Annotated in this window: 13 protein-coding genes; 4 read left to right on the plus strand and 9 right to left on the minus strand. The window is 66.4% G+C overall.

Going from position 1 to position 15,828, the window contains the following annotated elements:
- Positions 1-58 precede the first annotated feature (58 nt).
- From AC1ROX_RS21910 to AC1ROX_RS21945, 8 genes are all read right to left on the minus strand, one after another.
- On the minus strand, positions 59-1,630 hold the full coding sequence (locus tag AC1ROX_RS21910; protein ID WP_493129081.1) for a sulfite reductase subunit alpha: 1,572 nt from the start codon (positions 1,628-1,630) through the stop codon (positions 59-61).
- Positions 1,627-3,414: a NirA family protein gene (locus tag AC1ROX_RS21915; RefSeq protein WP_493129083.1), complete on the minus strand. Its 1,788-nt coding sequence runs from the start codon at positions 3,412-3,414 to the stop codon at positions 1,627-1,629. Before AC1ROX_RS21915 ends, AC1ROX_RS21910 begins: the two co-directional genes overlap by 4 nt.
- Positions 3,411-4,214, minus strand: coding sequence for an ABC transporter ATP-binding protein (locus AC1ROX_RS21920; RefSeq protein ID WP_493129085.1), 804 nt, complete (start codon positions 4,212-4,214; stop codon positions 3,411-3,413). The genes AC1ROX_RS21915 and AC1ROX_RS21920 overlap by 4 nt, the downstream gene beginning before the upstream one ends.
- An 11-nt stretch (positions 4,215-4,225) precedes the next feature.
- Positions 4,226-5,128, minus strand: a complete 903-nt coding sequence (gene ntrB, locus AC1ROX_RS21925; protein ID WP_493129305.1) for a nitrate ABC transporter permease — start codon at positions 5,126-5,128, stop codon at positions 4,226-4,228.
- A complete protein-coding gene (locus AC1ROX_RS21930) occupies positions 5,128-6,441 on the minus strand; it encodes a CmpA/NrtA family ABC transporter substrate-binding protein (RefSeq protein WP_493129087.1) in 1,314 nt (437 codons plus the stop codon). The genes ntrB and AC1ROX_RS21930 overlap by 1 nt, the downstream gene beginning before the upstream one ends.
- A complete protein-coding gene (locus AC1ROX_RS21935) occupies positions 6,431-7,657 on the minus strand; it encodes a CmpA/NrtA family ABC transporter substrate-binding protein (RefSeq protein WP_493129089.1) in 1,227 nt (408 codons plus the stop codon). The genes AC1ROX_RS21930 and AC1ROX_RS21935 overlap by 11 nt, the downstream gene beginning before the upstream one ends.
- 432 nt (positions 7,658-8,089) lie before the next feature.
- The gene (locus tag AC1ROX_RS21940) at positions 8,090-8,677 is read right to left on the minus strand and encodes an ANTAR domain-containing response regulator (RefSeq protein ID WP_493129091.1); all 588 of its coding nucleotides are present in this window, start codon (positions 8,675-8,677) and stop codon (positions 8,090-8,092) included.
- Positions 8,678-8,733: 56 nt separating this feature from the next.
- Positions 8,734-10,662 (minus strand): protein kinase domain-containing protein, encoded by a 1,929-nt coding sequence (locus AC1ROX_RS21945; RefSeq protein WP_493129093.1) that lies wholly within the window; start codon positions 10,660-10,662, stop codon positions 8,734-8,736.
- 471 nt (positions 10,663-11,133) lie between these two features.
- On the opposite strand from AC1ROX_RS21945, the gene AC1ROX_RS21950 reads away from it, so the two are divergent.
- From AC1ROX_RS21950 to AC1ROX_RS21960, 3 genes are read left to right on the plus strand one after another with little or no spacing between them, the layout of a single operon-like run.
- Positions 11,134-11,889, plus strand: a complete 756-nt coding sequence (locus AC1ROX_RS21950) for an SDR family NAD(P)-dependent oxidoreductase (RefSeq protein ID WP_493129095.1) — start codon at positions 11,134-11,136, stop codon at positions 11,887-11,889.
- Between the two features lie 9 nt (positions 11,890-11,898).
- The gene (locus AC1ROX_RS21955) at positions 11,899-12,702 is read left to right on the plus strand and encodes a putative hydro-lyase (RefSeq protein ID WP_493129097.1); all 804 of its coding nucleotides are present in this window, start codon (positions 11,899-11,901) and stop codon (positions 12,700-12,702) included.
- Between the two features lie 2 nt (positions 12,703-12,704).
- Positions 12,705-13,391: a DUF2848 domain-containing protein gene (locus tag AC1ROX_RS21960; protein ID WP_493129098.1), complete on the plus strand. Its 687-nt coding sequence runs from the start codon at positions 12,705-12,707 to the stop codon at positions 13,389-13,391.
- A gap of 19 nt (positions 13,392-13,410) precedes the next feature.
- Here the strand turns inward: AC1ROX_RS21960 and AC1ROX_RS21965 are convergent, their stop codons facing one another.
- Complete coding sequence (locus AC1ROX_RS21965; protein ID WP_493129100.1) at positions 13,411-14,616, minus strand: M24 family metallopeptidase; 1,206 nt, start codon at positions 14,614-14,616, stop codon at positions 13,411-13,413.
- Positions 14,617-14,764: 148 nt separating this feature from the next.
- Here AC1ROX_RS21965 and AC1ROX_RS21970 point away from each other — a divergent pair, with 148 nt between their 5' ends.
- Positions 14,765-15,739: a Bug family tripartite tricarboxylate transporter substrate binding protein gene (locus tag AC1ROX_RS21970; protein WP_493129103.1), complete on the plus strand. Its 975-nt coding sequence runs from the start codon at positions 14,765-14,767 to the stop codon at positions 15,737-15,739.
- Positions 15,740-15,828: the final 89 nt, after the last annotated feature.

The raw sequence follows: 15,828 nt of genomic DNA on the forward strand, positions 1-15,828 counted from the left end.
GATGACAAAAAAGCGTGTCATCCCGAGCGCAGCGAGGGACCCTTGCTCGGTCGTACGACTAGTAAACATCACGCTGATACCGGCCGGCCTTCGCAAGACCGTCAAGCCAGGCTTTCGCCTCCGACTCACTCTTGCCGCCCGGCCCCATCGCGACGTCGAGCAACGCCGTCTCGACATCCTTGGCCATGCGCTTGGCGTCGCCGCAGACATAGAAGTGCGCGCCCTGCTCGAACCACGCCCACAGCTCGGCGGCGTTCTCGCGCATGCGGGTCTGGACGTAGATCTTCTCGGCCTGATCGCGCGAGAAAGCGAGGTCGAGGCGGGACAGCACGCTGCGCCGCTGCCAGTCGATGATCTGGTCCTCGTAGAGGAAATCGGTGGTGCGCTTCTGGTCGCCGAAGAACAGCCAGTTCCTGCCCTTCGCGCCGCGCGCGTCGCGCTCTTCGAGGAAGGCGCGGAACGGGGCAATACCGGTGCCCGGCCCGACCATGATGGCTGGCGCCGCATCGTCGACCGGTGGCGCAAAGCCGTGGGCCTTCTGCACGAACACCGGGATGACGTCGCCGGGCTTGGCGAAGTCGGCGAGATAGCAGGAGCCGATGCCGGTGCGGGTGCGCTCGTTGGTATCCCAGCGCACGGCCGACACGGTGAGATGGACTTCGCCCGGATGCGCCTTGGGCGACGAGGCGATCGAGTAGAGGCGAGGCTGCAGCCGGTCGAGCGACTTCAGCAGGCCGGGCAAGGAGGGCGACACGGAGGGGAAGGCCTGCAGCAGGTCGAGCAGGTCGGCCTCGGCCAACTCGGGTGGTCCCTCGCCCGATGCCAGCGCCTGCAGCTTCAAGGCTTCCTCGCCGTCGAAGGCGCGGCTCGCCAGGAACAGCATGCATTCGTCGCTCGGGCGTGCGATATCGACCTTGCTCAGCAGCGCCTGTCGCAACGGCAGTGCCTCGTGGTCCACGCCGACCATCTCCTCGCCGGTGGCGCCCAGCCGGTCGAGAACGGCCTGGACGAGTTGCGGGTTCTTGCGGGCGAAGACGCCGAGACTGTCGCCCGCCTCGTAGGTGACGTCGCTCGCCGAAAGATCGAGCACAACATGACGCACATCCTTTTCGGAACCGTTGCGGTTCAGCGGATGGGCATCGACGAGGGTGGCGAGCGCGGGCCGGTCACGCGAGAAGCCGACCTGGCCGGCGGGCTTCACCGACGGCGCGGCCATGGCCGACCCGTCGCGCATCGGCTCCAGCGCGGCGACGAGTTCCTTCACCTTGCGCTGTGTTTCCTTGCCGCCCGGCACGCAGCGGCCCATGTCGGCCTCGGCGCCAGACCACACGGCCTCGGCATAGGTCTGGCAGAGATAGCCGCACTGGCCGCAGTCGAGCTGGGCCATCGCCGCCATCAGCTGGCGCTCGGGCTTTTTATCTTTTGCAAGTTCAAGACGCTCAGCCAATGAGAGCGCCCCGTCGTGCCAGGGAAAATCCTCGGGCTCGGCAGGCTCCGCCGTCGTCCCACCTGTGTCGCCGGCGTTCACGCCGAGATAGGCCGCGAAGAAACCGTTCAGCCAGGCGCGCTGCTCCGTCGAGAAGGGCGCGTTCTCGGGGATGATCTGCGGAATGAGTGAGATCGCGTTCATGCCGCGAGCGCCGAAACGGGTGCGCGCTCCGCCAACTCGCGCAAGGTTGCGATCTCGTGGCGGCGGCAGAATTCGAAGAACGATTCCGCCGGTGACTGACGATGACCCAGATAGGCCGAAAGCAGCCGCTCGAGGAGCGGCGGCAATTCGTCGAAGGCGATCGAGGTCGCGTATTCGCGTGCCATCGCCTGCTCGGCGGTCGAAGCGGCACCGCCACCGATGAAGACGTGGTAGCCCTCGACGCTGTCCTCGCCGCGCTCGACCTTGGCTGCGATCAGTCCGATGTCGCCGACATAATGCTGGGCGCAGGAATGATGGCAGCCAGTCAGGTGGATGTTGATCGGCGTGTCGATCGCCAGCCGCATTTCTAGATAGTCCGCAAGCTTCAGCGCATGACTCTTGGTGTTCGAGGCCGCGAACTTGCAGCCGGCATTGCCGGTACAGGCCACCAGGCCGCGGCGGATGGCACTGGCCTCGACGCCCAGACCCAAGGCCGCGATGGCTGCGATGCAGACACCAACGTCGCGGTCGGCCACGTCCGAGATCAGCAGGTTCTGCCACACGGTGAAGCGGATCGTGCCGCTGCCGAAGCGCTGCGCGATCTCGGCGATGCCGCGCATCTGCTCCGAGGTCATGCGGCCCACCGGCAGCACGAGGCCGAGATAGCTGAGACCCATCTGCTTCTGGTCGTGCACGCCGATATGGCCGTGCTTGTCCGCGAGCGTTCGGGGCGTCACCTGTGCGCCCGCCGCGCGGCGCAGCTTGGCGCCATGTTCCTTCTCGACCTCGGCCACGAAGGCCTCGCGGCCCATGCGGTCGATCACGTATTTCAGGCGCGCCTTCAGCCGGTTGGTGCGGTCGCCATGGATCGCGAAGGCCCGCACGATGGCACCGGCCACCGTCACGCACTCCTCGGGCTTCAGCAGGATGCCGGTCTCGAAGGCAAAGTCGAGATGGCCGGTGATGCCGCCGAGCTGCAGGCGGAAATAGATGCCGGGCTCGAACCCCTCGCCGCCCGTCACCTCGGTCGCGACGAAGCCGATATCGTTGGTGTCCTCCAGCACCGGCACGCGCCCACCGCCATCGAAGGCGATGTTGAACTTGCGCGGCAGGCCGTACATCTCGCGATGATTGAGGATGTAGTGGTGCATGGCGCGGCACAGCGGCCGCGTGTCGTAGAGTTCCTGTGGGTCGATGCCGGCGGTCGGGCTGCCGGTGATGTTGCGGATATTGTCGGCGCCCGAGCCGCGCGAGGTGAGGCCGAGTTCCTGCACGGCCAGCAGCAGGTCGACGGCATGCCGCGCCGGAATCTCGCGGATCTGCAGGTTGGCGCGCGTCGTCACATCGGCATAGCCGCCGCCGAAGGAATCCGCCGCATCGGCCAGCCCGCGCATCTGCCAACTGTTCAGGATGCCGTTGGGAATGCGCAGCCGGCACATGAAGGAATCCTGCGCCGGCGCGACGTAGAACAGCCCGTGATACTTGGTGAGAAAGACGTCGATACCCTTGGGGAACTGTCCCGCCTCGGCGCGCCCCACCACCTCGTCCCAACGATCGAACGGATGGCGCGCGCGCTTGGCGGTCTCCTCGGCGACCAGCTTGCCGCCGGCCGCGACGGTGCGGTCCTGCGCGGCATGCTGCAGGGCGTCCGGTCCGATCGGCTGGCCGCCGGCCGGGGCGCCCGCCGTGCGCGAGGCAAGCTTGTCGGCCGCCTTGCGGGCCTCGATCCCGCTGACGAAGCCTTGCAGCCATTGTTTCTGGGCGTCGTCGAATTCTTCGCTCATGCGGCCCGTGCCGGAACCCTGTGACGTGCGTAGAGGAATTCGAGTACGGCGGCGCGGCAGCGAGCGTATTCGGCGTCGGTCGCGAGTTCGAGGCGGCGGCGCGGCCGCGGCAGGTTGATCGGCAGGATCTCGCCGATCGTGGCGGCGGGCCCGTTGGTCATCATCACCACGCGATCCGACAGCAGCACCGCCTCGTCGACATCGTGGGTGATCATCATCACCGTGTTGCCGAGCCGGGAATGGATTTCCATCACGCTGTCCTGCAGGTGCGCGCGGGTCAGCGCGTCGAGCGCGCCGAACGGCTCGTCCATCAGCAGCACTTTGGGCTGCATGGCGAGCGCCCGGGCGATACCCACCCTTTGCTTCATGCCGCCGGATACCTCGTGCGGCCGCTTGTCCTTGGCCTGGGCCATCTGCACCAGCTCGAGATTGTGCATCACCCAGTCGTGGCGCTCGGCCTTGCTCTTGGAGCTGCCGAACACCTTGTCGACGGCGATGGCGATGTTGCCGTAGACGGTGAGCCACGGCAGCAGCGAGTGGTTCTGGAACACGATGGCGCGGTCGGGGCCCGGTTCGTCGACCACCTTGCCTTCGAGGAAGACCTCGCCGCTGGTCGACTTCAGCAGGCCGCCCAGGATGTTGAGCAAGGTCGACTTGCCGCATCCGGAATGGCCGATCATCGAGACGAATTCGCCCTGCTCGATGCGCAGGTTGACGTCGCGCAGCACTTCCGTTGCCATCTGGCCGCGACGGAAGCTCATGCCGATCTGCTCGAACTTGAGATAGGGCTGGGTTGTCATGGTCTTTGCTCCTACTGCGCCGAGACGCCGTGCGAGACGAAGTGACCGACCACGGCAATCAGCTTGTCGAGCAGGAAGCCGACGATGCCGATATAGACCAGGGCCACGATGATGTCGGAGATGCGCGAGCTGTTCCACGCGTCCCAGATGAAGAAGCCGATGCCCACGCCGCCGATCAGCATCTCGGCCGCCACGATGGCGAGCCAGCTCAGGCCCACGCCGATGCGCAGACCGGTGAAGATGTAGGGCACGGTGGCCGGCAAGGTGATCTTGTAGAAGACCTCCCACCAGGAGAGACGGATCACCGCCGCGACGTTGCGATAGTCCTGCGGGATGTTCCGCACACCCACCGACGTGTTGATGATGATCGGCCAGATCGAGGTGATGAAGATCACGAACAGTGCCGAGGGATCGGCATGGCGGAAGCCCGCCAGCGACAGCGGCAGCCAGGCGAGCGGCGGCACGGTGCGCAGAACCTGGAAGATCGGATCGAGGCCGCGCATCGCCCAGGTGCTCTGGCCGACCAGCACGCCCAGCGCGATGCCGACGACGGCGGCCAGACTGAAGCCGATGGCGACACGGCCCAGGCTCTTGGAGATCTGCCAGAAGGCGCCCTTGTCGATGCCGCCATTGTCGTAGAACGGATCGGCGATGAAATCCCACGCGTCCGACACGACCTTGGTCGGCGGCGGCAGGCGCGCGCCGGGTTCCGAGCAGAGGAGCTGCCACACGAACAGCGTGAGCGAGATCACGATGAGCGGCGGCAGGACGACGCTCGCCACGTGTCGCGCGATTTCCATCGCGCGCTGCAGGGCCGGCCGTACGGGCGGCCGGAACGTCACGATCTCGGCCGAGCTCTCCGGAACGGGAACGGCGGCGACCACCGATGCGGCAGACTTGGCGACGGCCGTCATCATGCCACCTTCTTGATCTGGAGCGCCGCGAGATAGGCCTTCGGATCGGCCGGGTCGAAGACCTTGCCGTCGAAGAAGGTCTCCTTGCCGCGCGAGGTGCCGCTCGGCATCTCGTTCGCGGCGACGCCGATGGCCTTGGCGGCCTCGCGCCACAGATCCTCGCGATTGACCTTGGCGATGATCGCCTTGGTGTCGAGGTCCGGCGCCATCATGCCCCAGCGCTGGTTCTCGGTTAGGAACCACAGTTCGTGGCTCTGGAAGGGATAGGAGGCGTGGTCGCGCCAGAACTTCATCGACAGGTCGCGATTGTCGATCTTGCGGCCATCGCCGTAGTTCACCTTGCCCTCGATGCGGTTGATGATGTCGGCCGGCGGGCAGTTGAACCACTGGCGCTTGCCCACGATCTCCGACAATTCCTTGGCGTTCTCGAGCTTGTCGCACCATTGCGCGGCTTCGAGCACCGCCTGCAGGACGGCCAGCGCCGCCTTCGGGTTCTTGTCGACCCAGTCGGCGCGCAGGCCGAGGCTCTTCTCCGGATGGTTCTTCCAGAGGTCGCCCGTGGTGCAGGCCGAGTAGCCGATGCCCTGGTTGACCAGCTGCTCGTTCCACGGCTCGCCGACGCAGAAGGCCTCCATGCTGCCGACCTTCATGTTGGCCACCATCTGCGGCGGCGGCACGACGATGGTCGAGACGTCCTTCTCGGGATCGATGCCGCCGGCAGCCAGCCAGTAGCGGATCCAGAGATCGTGGGTGCCGCCGCGAAAGGTCATGGCGCACTTCACTTCCTTGCCGCCGGCCTTCATCTTGGCGAAGGCGGCCTTGAGCGGCTCGGCATTGACCGTCGCGCCGGTCGGCATCAGCTCCTTCGCAACCGAGATCGCCTGGCCGTTCGTGTTGAGGCGCGACAGGATGTACATCGGCACCGGCTTGTTCTCCGGCGTCGTGAGGCCCAGCGAGATCTGGTAGGGCTTGGGCGTCAGGATATGCGCGCCGTCGATGCCGCCCGCACCGGAGCCCAGCACGATGTTGTCGCGTGTCGTGCCCCATGAGGCCTGCTTGGCGATGTTGGCGTCGGTGATGCCGTACTTGTCGAACAGCTTCTTCTCCTTGGCCACGATCAGCGGCGAGGAGTCGGTGAGCGCGATGAAACCCAGCGTGACCTTGTTGGTCTCCGGTCCCGCTCCTTGCGCGAAGGCGCCGGCGGGCAGGGCCGCGCGCGCCGCGCTCAACAGGGCGGCCGTCGCCGCAACGCCCGAGGCGCTCTTGAAAAGGTCACGCCGTCCCAGGCCCTTGCGGCCGCTCTTAGTTGCCATGATTGCTCTCCTGCTGTTTGAAGGTCGTTGAGGTTTCTTTGTTGCTGGGGTCGAACACCGACCCGTCGAGGAAACTGTCGGGGCCCATCGCGACCGGGGCACCGTTGGTCGGCAGGATCCACGGATCGGGATGCGCGCCCTCGACCTTGCGGTCGCTGAGCGGGCACGGCAGGCCCAACTCGCTCGCCGCCGCGCGAAAAATGTCGCTGCGGAAGACGCGGTCGGCGACGGCGCGCATGTCCGGACGCGGCGCGACCTGGCCCCAGCGCACCATCTGCGACAGGTACCAGTCGGCGTGGCTGCGCCACGGGAAGTTGGCGAGCTGGCGATGGAAGATGTGGAAGTCCGGCAAGCTCAAGGAGCGGCCGATCACATCCGCCGGCACGTTGAGGAAGCGCGGCGTCGCCAGGATGCGCGCGGCTTCGGGACGGTTGGCCGGCTCGTCGAGCCAGGCGCCGGCCTCGGTGATCGCCTTCACGAGAGCAATGAGCGTCTTTGGATTGCGCTGTGCCCAGGCTTCCGTCGTGCCGAGCATCTTCTCCGGCATTGAGTCCCAGATCTGGCGGCTGCTTGCGGCGATACGGCCGATGCCGAGCATCGCGGATTGCTGGTTCCACGGCTCGCCGACGCAGTAGCCGTCGATCGTGCCGCCGGAGAGATGGGCCACCATGTGCGGCGGCGGCACGACCGTGAGCCGCACGTCGCGGTCGGGATCGACGCCGCCCGACGCGAGCCACAGGCGCAGCAGGTGATTGTGCGAGGAGTAGGTGAAGACCGAGGCGAGCGTGACCGGCGGCCGGCCCTCGCGCGCACGGCGGGCGATGACGGCGGCCAGCGCCCGGGCGTCGAGCGGCGCGCCGGCGGGCAGGTTGCTGCCCACGAACTCGGGCGCCGCGTCCTCGATCTCGCGCCACAGCGCGTTCGACAGGGTGATCGAATTGCCGTTGAGATGCAGCGTCATGGCCGCGATCATCGGAACGTTGACGCTGTCGATGCCGAGCGTGGTCGCGAGCGGCATCGGCGAGAGCATGTGCGCCGCATCGAGCAGGCCGACCGCTAGCTTGTCGCGGATGTTCGACCAGGAGACTTCGCGGCGCAGCTCGACCTCGAGCCCGTGGCGTTCGTAGAGGCCGAGAACCTCCGCGAACAGCACGGGCGCGCAGTCGATCAGGGGAATGAACCCCACCGTCACCCTCGGTCGCTCGACTTGTCCCACCAGACGCAACTCCAAAAAAAACGACGCCCCAAGCGGCCGCCGTAAAGCGACCGTGTGGGACGTCGTTGTCCGTGAAGGCAGACCGCCATTGGCCTGCCCGAAATTCAGGAGCCGCCCGTCATTGGGCGCCTCGCCCATAGAACAGCAGGAAATATGCCAACGGGCGTCGATATCTCGATGATTTGGGAAGCGACTGATATAGTTGAGGAAATCGGCGAAGCCGTTGTTCGGCGTCGAAATCACATCCGAATGGCTGTGATACCACCTGCACGCTTACGCGCCAGTGCCGCCAAAGAGGCAGGCAGTTCGCGTGCAGCGAAAGGTCCCTCACTTCGTTCGGGATGACAGCTTTTTTCTGCATCGACGCACTGCGCCAATCCCAACAACGTTGTCATCCCGAACGAAGTGAGGGACCCTTGCTCATGCAAGGGATCAGAACTTGAGCGCCTTGGCGTAAGTCAGGAGATCCTGCGCCACTTCGCCGATGCGCTTGTTCTGGTCCATCGCGAGCTTGCGCAGCAACTTGTAGGCGGCCTCCTCGCCGATCCCCTTCTGCTCCATCAAGAGGCCCTTGGCGCGATCGACCGTCTTGCGTTCGACCAGCGACAGGCGCGCGCGGTCGAGTTCCTCGCGCATCGCGTGATAGCGATTGAAGTGCGCGACCGCGACATCGACGACCGGTTGCACCCGATCCTGCGTCAGCCCCTTCACGACATACGCGGAAACCCCCGCCTCCATGCCGGCCGCGATGGTCGCGGGATCGGAACGGTCGGCGAACAGGGCGATCGGCCGCGGCCGTTGCTCGGTCGTGCGCCGCAGATCCTCGATCGCGTCGCGGCCGGGACTGTCGATGCTGACCACGATCACGTCGGGCTGCAGCACCTCGACCCGCGCCGCGAGATCGTAGGTGCCATCGAGCCGCGCCAGCAGCACGTAGCCGGCATCGCGCAATCCCGATTCCACGATCTCGGCGCGGGCGGGATTGTCGTCGATCAGCACGACGGAGAGGGGCTTGGACACGGCGGCTGCGGAAATTCCCTTGCACCCCGCGGGGCGCAACTTCCGTGCCACCGATGTTACGGCGCCGATTCGACGAGCTTTCCGTCGGCCCAGCGGCCCGCGCGCGTCTTGCCGTCGGCGTCGGTGACCTGGCCGTAGCCGTTGCGTTGCCCGCCGCGGAAATCGCCTTCGTAGCGCTCGCGCTCGCCGGTGCGTTCGATGCCCGGCCCGTCGAGCACGTCGCCGTGGAATTCGCCGCCCTGCACGACGTTGGGATCGACGAGCGTGCGGCGGATGGCGAGGCCCTCGAGGCGGCCGTTGACGAAGTTGCCTTCCGACCGCTCTGCGCCGGGCTTTTCGCGCAGGCCGAGCCCGGTCGACTTGCCGTCTTTCCATTGCCCGGCATAGCGCGTGTCGTCGGATAGACGCACCGTGCCGAGACCGTTCATCAGGTCGGCGCTCCAGTCGCCGGCCTGGCGCTCGCCGTTGCCCAGTTCGGCAACACCTAGCCCCTGACGCTTGCCGTCGGCGACCTGGCCGATGTAGCTCGCGCCGCCGCTATAGGTGAGACGCTCGCTGTTCTCGAGATCGGGACGCGCCGCCCGCGCCGCCACGATGCGCGCCTCGCCCGCCATGGCGCGTGCTGCCCGCGCCGCTTCCTCGGCGCGCTCGAACATCGCCCGCGCTTCGGTCGCGGCGCGCTGCGCCTGATCGGTCAGCGCCTTCTGCGGCGATGGGTTGGGCGCGGCGACGGGTGGTCTGGCGGCCGGTGGCGTTGTCGTGGTGGGCGGCGTCACGGTTGGTGCCGCCACAGGCGGGACGGGCGTCGGCGTCGCGGCCGCTTGCGCCGGCTCCTTCGGCACAGCGATCGGAACGGGCGACGGCGAGGTCGCCTGTGTCTCGACCTTGGACTTGCCGAAAACGCGCTCACGAAGGTGAGGCTGAAAGATCACGACGGCGCCCAGGATCAGCAACACGAACGGCAACCGCCGGCGCAGGAATTTTCCGCGCGGTCTGCCCGGCACCGCGACGTCGACCGTCTCGTCTGGGGGACGGCTCACGCCACCAAGACGGGGCGCCGACTCCACGACAGTCGGCATGCGTTGCGTCAGTGCGTCTTCGACACGGGGCAGCGAGGCGCCGAACATTGTGCGCCACTCGGAGATGGTCTGCGGCCGCTGCTCGGGGGCGAAGGCCAGGCCCCGATCGATCGCCGACAGCATCGACGGATCGAAGCGATCGGCATGCGTCGCCGCCAGCGGCCGGTACGGGTCGGCGCCAACGCGGCTGACCGCTTCCGGTGGGGCGACGCCGGCAATCGTGTGATGCAGCACCGCGGCCGTCGCGTAGATGTCGGTCCACGGACCCTGCTTGCCCTCGGTCGCATACTGCTCGATCGGCGCATATTGCGGCGTCAGGATGCTGGTCAAGGTGCGCGTGCGGCCGCCCATCGCCTGCCGCGCCGCGCCGAAGTCGATCAGGATCGGCACGCCGTCGCGCCGCACGATGACGTTCGACGGCTTGATGTCACGATGCAGGAAGCCCTGGGCATGCACGGCGCCGAGGCCGCTCAGCATGCCCTCGGTCAGGCGCCGGATCTCGTCGGGCTGCAGGCGACGGCCGGGCTGGCGCAGGAGCTGCGCGACGCTGTGGCCGTCCTCGAACTCCATGACCGTATAGGCCGTGCCGTTGGCCTCGAAGTAACGCAGCACCGGCACGATATGGACATGACGGAAGCGCGCCAGCGCCCGCGCCTCGTCGAGGAAGCGTTCGCGGCCCCAGGCGAAGTCGTCGGCATAGCGCGAGCTGCGTGGCGCCACCTCGCCATCGGCCCGACGCATCGCGAACTCGACCGGCATGTATTCCTTGATGGCGACGAACTTGGCGAGCTGGGTGTCGAACGCGCGATAGGTGATGCCGAAGCCGCCATGGCCGATCAGCGCATCCAGGCGGTAGTCGCCCAGGCGCGTGCCGACCGGCAAAGCTTGATCGTGTTCTGCTGTCATGGGCACGCGCAACCTCGGCCCCTAAATGCGCGCTCCGGGGCAGCCGCACAAGCGGCTGAATAGGCGTCTAGCGGCTGACGTGCGACGCGGTGATCGTCGCCTGCGGTCCGGCGTCGCGGATTTCGGGCACGAGCTGCATGATCATCAGGAGAACGCACAGGCTGATCCCTGTCAGCATCGTGGCAGGCCCTGTCCGCAGATAGGGTGTGGGCGTTGAGGCCCGTCGCTCGTCCGCCATATCGGACAACTCCAAAAATAAACTTCGTCAAAAAACGATGGCCGAACGGCCCTAAAATTGGGCCAAGCCTGAACACATCATAGATCAATTCGCCTTAATAATCCAACAAAGCCGTGGAATCACAATGGCTTGGCAGATGATGTGAAGAACAAAAGCGAACCCACTAGGACTTGCAATGCCTGTCGTGCGAATCGGACGCGAAGTCATCACTCAGGCAGGGTAGTATGATCTCCATGAATACAGCCCTTCCTCGCGACAATGTCCGCACCCTGGTTCTGACCGGTGCAAGCCGAGGCATCGGCCATGCGACTGTCAAGAAGTTCAGCGCCGGCGGCTGGCGGGTCATCACGATCTCGCGCCAGCCCTTCAGCGCGCTCTGCCCGTGGCCGAGCGGCGGCGAAAACCACGTGCAGCTCGACCTCGCCGATCCGGTCGATATCGGCCGCGGCATCGAGCAGATCCGCTCGCGCCTCGCCGGCGGCCGGCTCGATGCGCTGGTGAACAACGCCGCCATCTCGCCCAAGGGCAAGGAGGGCAGCCGCCTCGGCGCCATGGACACGCCCTTCGACCTGTGGCGGCAGGTCTTCAACGTGAATTTCTTCGCGCCGGTGGCGCTGGCGCGCGGCCTCGTCGACGAGCTGGCGTTGGCGCAGGGCTGCGTCGTCAACGTGACCTCGATCGCCGGCAGCCGCGTCCATCCCTTCGCCGGCTCCGCCTATGCCACGTCGAAGGCGGCGCTGGCGGCGCTCACGCGCGAGATGAGTCACGATTTCGGGCCGCGCGGCATTCGTGTGAATGCAATCGCGCCGGGCGAGATCGACACCGCGATCCTGTCGCCGGGCACCGAGAAGATCGTCGAGGAGCAGATCCCCATGCGACGGCTCGGCACACCCGACGAGGTGGCCGACGTGATTCACTTCCTTTGCGAGAAGGGATCGAGCTACGTTTCCGGGGCCGAGATCCAGATCAACGGCGGACAGCACGTCTAGGAGTTCGCGATGGACAGCACGATCACCACGCTGAAGGGCGAGACCGGCCGCGACGCGCGGCGCCGCATCCGTAACGGCGGCCATCGCCTGCCAACCTCCGGCATGGCGCCGGGCTATGTGCAGGGCAACCTCGCGATCCTGCCGAAGTCGCTCGCGGCCGACTTCACCCGCTTCTGCATGCTCAATCCGAAGCCCTGCCCCCTGCTCGGCCAGTCCGAGCCCGGCGACTGGCGCCTGCCGACCCTGGGCGAGGATCTCGACATCCGCACCGACATCCCGCTCTACCGCATCTGGAAGAACGGCGAGCTGGTCGAGGAAGTGACCGACCTGAAGAGCGTGTGGCGCGACGATCTCGTCTCCTTCGTGCTGGGCTGCTCCTTCTCCTTCGAAGAGGCGCTGATCGAGAACGGGCTGGAGATCCGCCACATCACGCAGAACACCAACGTGCCGATGTTCCGCACCAACATCGAGTGCACGCCGGCCGGTCCGTTCCACGGCCCGATGGTCGTGTCGATGCGCCCGTTCAAGCCGGCCGACGCGATCCGCGCCGTGCAGGTGACGACGCGCTTCCCCTCGGTGCATGGTGCGCCGGTCCATCTCGGCAAGCCGGAGATGATCGGCGTCAAGGACATCGCCAAGCCCGACTATGGCGATGCCGTGCCGGTGCGCGACGACGAGTTGCCCGTGTTCTGGGCCTGCGGCGTCACCCCGCAATCGGTCGTGGCGACGGTGAAGCCCGAGTTCTGCATCACCCACGCGCCGGGCTACATGCTGGTCACCGACCTGCTCAACTCGCGCCTGGCCGTCCTCTGACGATGACGCGGCTGGAGTTCGAGGGTCACGCCAAGGGGGCGATCGAGAAGGTCGCCGTCGACATCAGGGATCTCGTCATCGCCGGCTGGACCGGCCGTGACGTGACCGCGCTGAACCATCATATCGAAGAGCTGAAGGCGATCGGCGTGCAGCCGCCGTCGCGGGTGCCGATCTACTATCGTGCCGCGGCACAGATGCTGACCCAGGCCGACAAGATCCAGGTCCTGGGCGACGACAGTTCGGGCGAGGTCGAGCCCGTGCTGATCGGCGCCGCCGACCGGCTCTGGGTCACGGTGGGCGCCGACCACACCGACCGCAAGGTCGAGAGCTACGGCATCGCCGTCTCCAAGCAGATGTGCGCCAAGCCGATCGGCCGCGTCGCCTGGCGCTTCGAGGAGGTCGAGCCGCACTGGGACAGGGTGATGCTGCGCAGCTTCGTGCTGGAGGGCGGCAAGAAGGTCCTCTACCAGGAAGGGCCGCTGGCCAAGATCCGCGATCCGCGCGAACTGATCTTCTCGTGGAAGGACAACAAGCGCCTGCCCATGGAGACCGTGATGTTCTGCGGCACCATGCCGGCGATCGGCGGCATCCGCTCCTCGTCGCGCTTCGAGATGGAGCTCGACGACCCGGTGCTCCACCGCAAGATCACCCACGCCTACGACATCGAGACGCTGCCGATCATTGCCTGACGAACCACGGGCGTGGACGTCAGAAAATCAGGAGGTGGCGCGGAAAGGTCGTGAGGTATTCGGCGCCCTGCTCCGTCACCAGGACCATGTCACCGATCGACGCGGCGCCAACCTTCTCGATGAACAGGTTGGGATGAAGCTCGAACAGCATTCCCGCCTGGGCGAGAGCCGGCTTGCCGGCCGCGCGCGCCCCTTCATAGGGTTGCGGAAAATCGCTCGTGCCGGCCGGGTCTTCGTAGCTGTGACCCAGGGCATGGCCGGAGCGAAACTGGAAGACGCCTTCCTCGGCCGGAACGACACCGGCATTGCCGACGGTCGTAATCTCGGCGTTCGGCCGCAGGCTGTCGAACATGGCGGCGTGCATGGCGGCGACCTGCGCAAAGATGCGCTCGGCATCTTGGGTGCTGCGCCCGATCGCGCCGGTACGGATGGCGTGACCCCAATGCCCGTGCAGAATCAGCATGATGCCGAGGAGAACCTGATCCCCCTCCCGCGGCACGTTGTAGTTCTCGTCGCGACTGTAGCGGCAGCGGTCCGGCACCGGGGCGACCGTCAGCCAGGTCTTGCACAGCTCGCAGCCGCGCGAACGGGCATGGTGTTCGAGTTCGGCCTGGATCTGGAAGACGGCCTTTCCCGTGTGCAATGCCGGTCCGAGCCGTTCGAAAATCTCGTCGCAGATCCGTGCAGCTTCGCGATGATAGGCGATCTCGACCGCGTCCTTGGTCGCGCGCCGTCGCGCCAGTTCGGGTGAACAGTCGATCCAGCCGGAGGCCCCGGCGGCCGCCAGTTCGTCCCAGACCGCCACGGGGATTTCCTCGCGACCGACGATCCCGACCCGGCTCGCCCCTGCGGGCAACAGGGCAAGGACTTCCTTCGCGAGACCAGGTCCTTTTCCGAACCGCACGTCGCTTATCCAGGCCTCTTCGCGTGCGCGCATGACCGAGAAGACGTTGCCGACGGCGAGGCTCGGAGCGCCCTGTGCCGGCAGCACCAGGACCGACTGCGCGTACTCGGCATCCCAGTCCAGGAGATAGCGCAGATTGCCATGGCTGCGCGTGGCCATGGCGAGCGCGCTGCCGTGGCCAAAGACCACCAGCGCCTGCAAGCCCCACTCGACCATCCAGGCTTGCAGCGAGGACAGGCGCGCCTCCAGGACGGCGCGCGGTACCGGCCTGGTCGGGTCGCAAGCCACGGCGGCGGCGGTTGGTTGAACTTGCATGGTCATCGCGGTCCCCTTGAGTCCTTGCCGATCCAGGATGTCGGGCTTTGTCGCGCCACCCTGAAGCCTCACCGCGCCGAACGTCCAGCGCCTTGTAAGCGGCACGCTCCTTGCTGCTGAACGGAGGTCCGATCATCGCAGTGAAGAAGGTGAAATGAACACGTTTCTCCATCGACGTGCCTTCCTCGCGGGAAGCGCCGCACTGGCTGCCGGCCCGGCGTTTGCGGCGACATTCCCCGATCGGGCGCTGAAGCTCGTGGTGCCGTTCCCGCCGGGCGCCGGAACCGATGCGACCGCGCGCATCGTGGCGCAGAAACTGGGAGAAGTTCTGCGGCAGACCGTCGTGGTCGACAATATTGCCGGCGCCAACGGCCTCATCGGCATGAAGGCGGTGGCGAAGGCGGCGCCCGACGGTTACACGCTGGGCGTCGCCGTGCCCGGGCCGATGACCATTGCGCAATTCATGTTTCCGGACATGCAGTACGATCCCGAGGCGGACTTCGTCCCGGTGATCAAGATCAACGAGGCCCGTATCGGCCTGGTGGTGGGCAAGCATGTAAAGGCCGACACCTTGCAGGACCTGCTTCGCCTGATTCGGGAGAATCCCGGCAAGATCAATGCCGGCAATGCCACGGTGGGCTCGGTCCATCACCTGATCGCGGAACTGTTCCGCATCGAAGAGAAGCTCGATTTCACCCTGGTCAACTACAAGGGTGGGGCGGGTGCGCTGAACGACCTGATCGGCGGTCATGTCGACTTCATGTTCATCGGCCTGTCGAGCGTCACCTCCCAGGTGAAGAACGGCTCGCTCAAGGCGCTGATGGTGGCCGGCGACTCACGCAGTTCGGTCCTGCCCGATGTGCCGTGCAGCCGCGAACTTGGCATTGCGGGGCTGATCGGCGCGCAATGGCAGGGCATCGTGGTGCCGAGGGGGACACCGCCTCAGGTGGTGGAGATCCTGCACGCTGCGTTGCTGCAGACGCTGCAGTCGCCCGACGTGAAGGAAAAGCTCGAAGCCATCGGCACCGAGGTGACGACCGGATCGGCGGCCGAGTTCGCGGCCTTCCTGCAGGCCGAGCGCAAGCGTTGGGGACCGGTGATAAAGACGGCCAACATCAAGGTGGACTGAAATTCCGCGAAGACGCATGGCTTGACTGCAGGTCCGGCCTTGCATGAACGGCGTCGGTAAACGTACGTTCAGCGCTTCGGGAGGAATCA

This window comes from Reyranella sp. GW821-FHT14A01, from assembly GCF_058803965.1.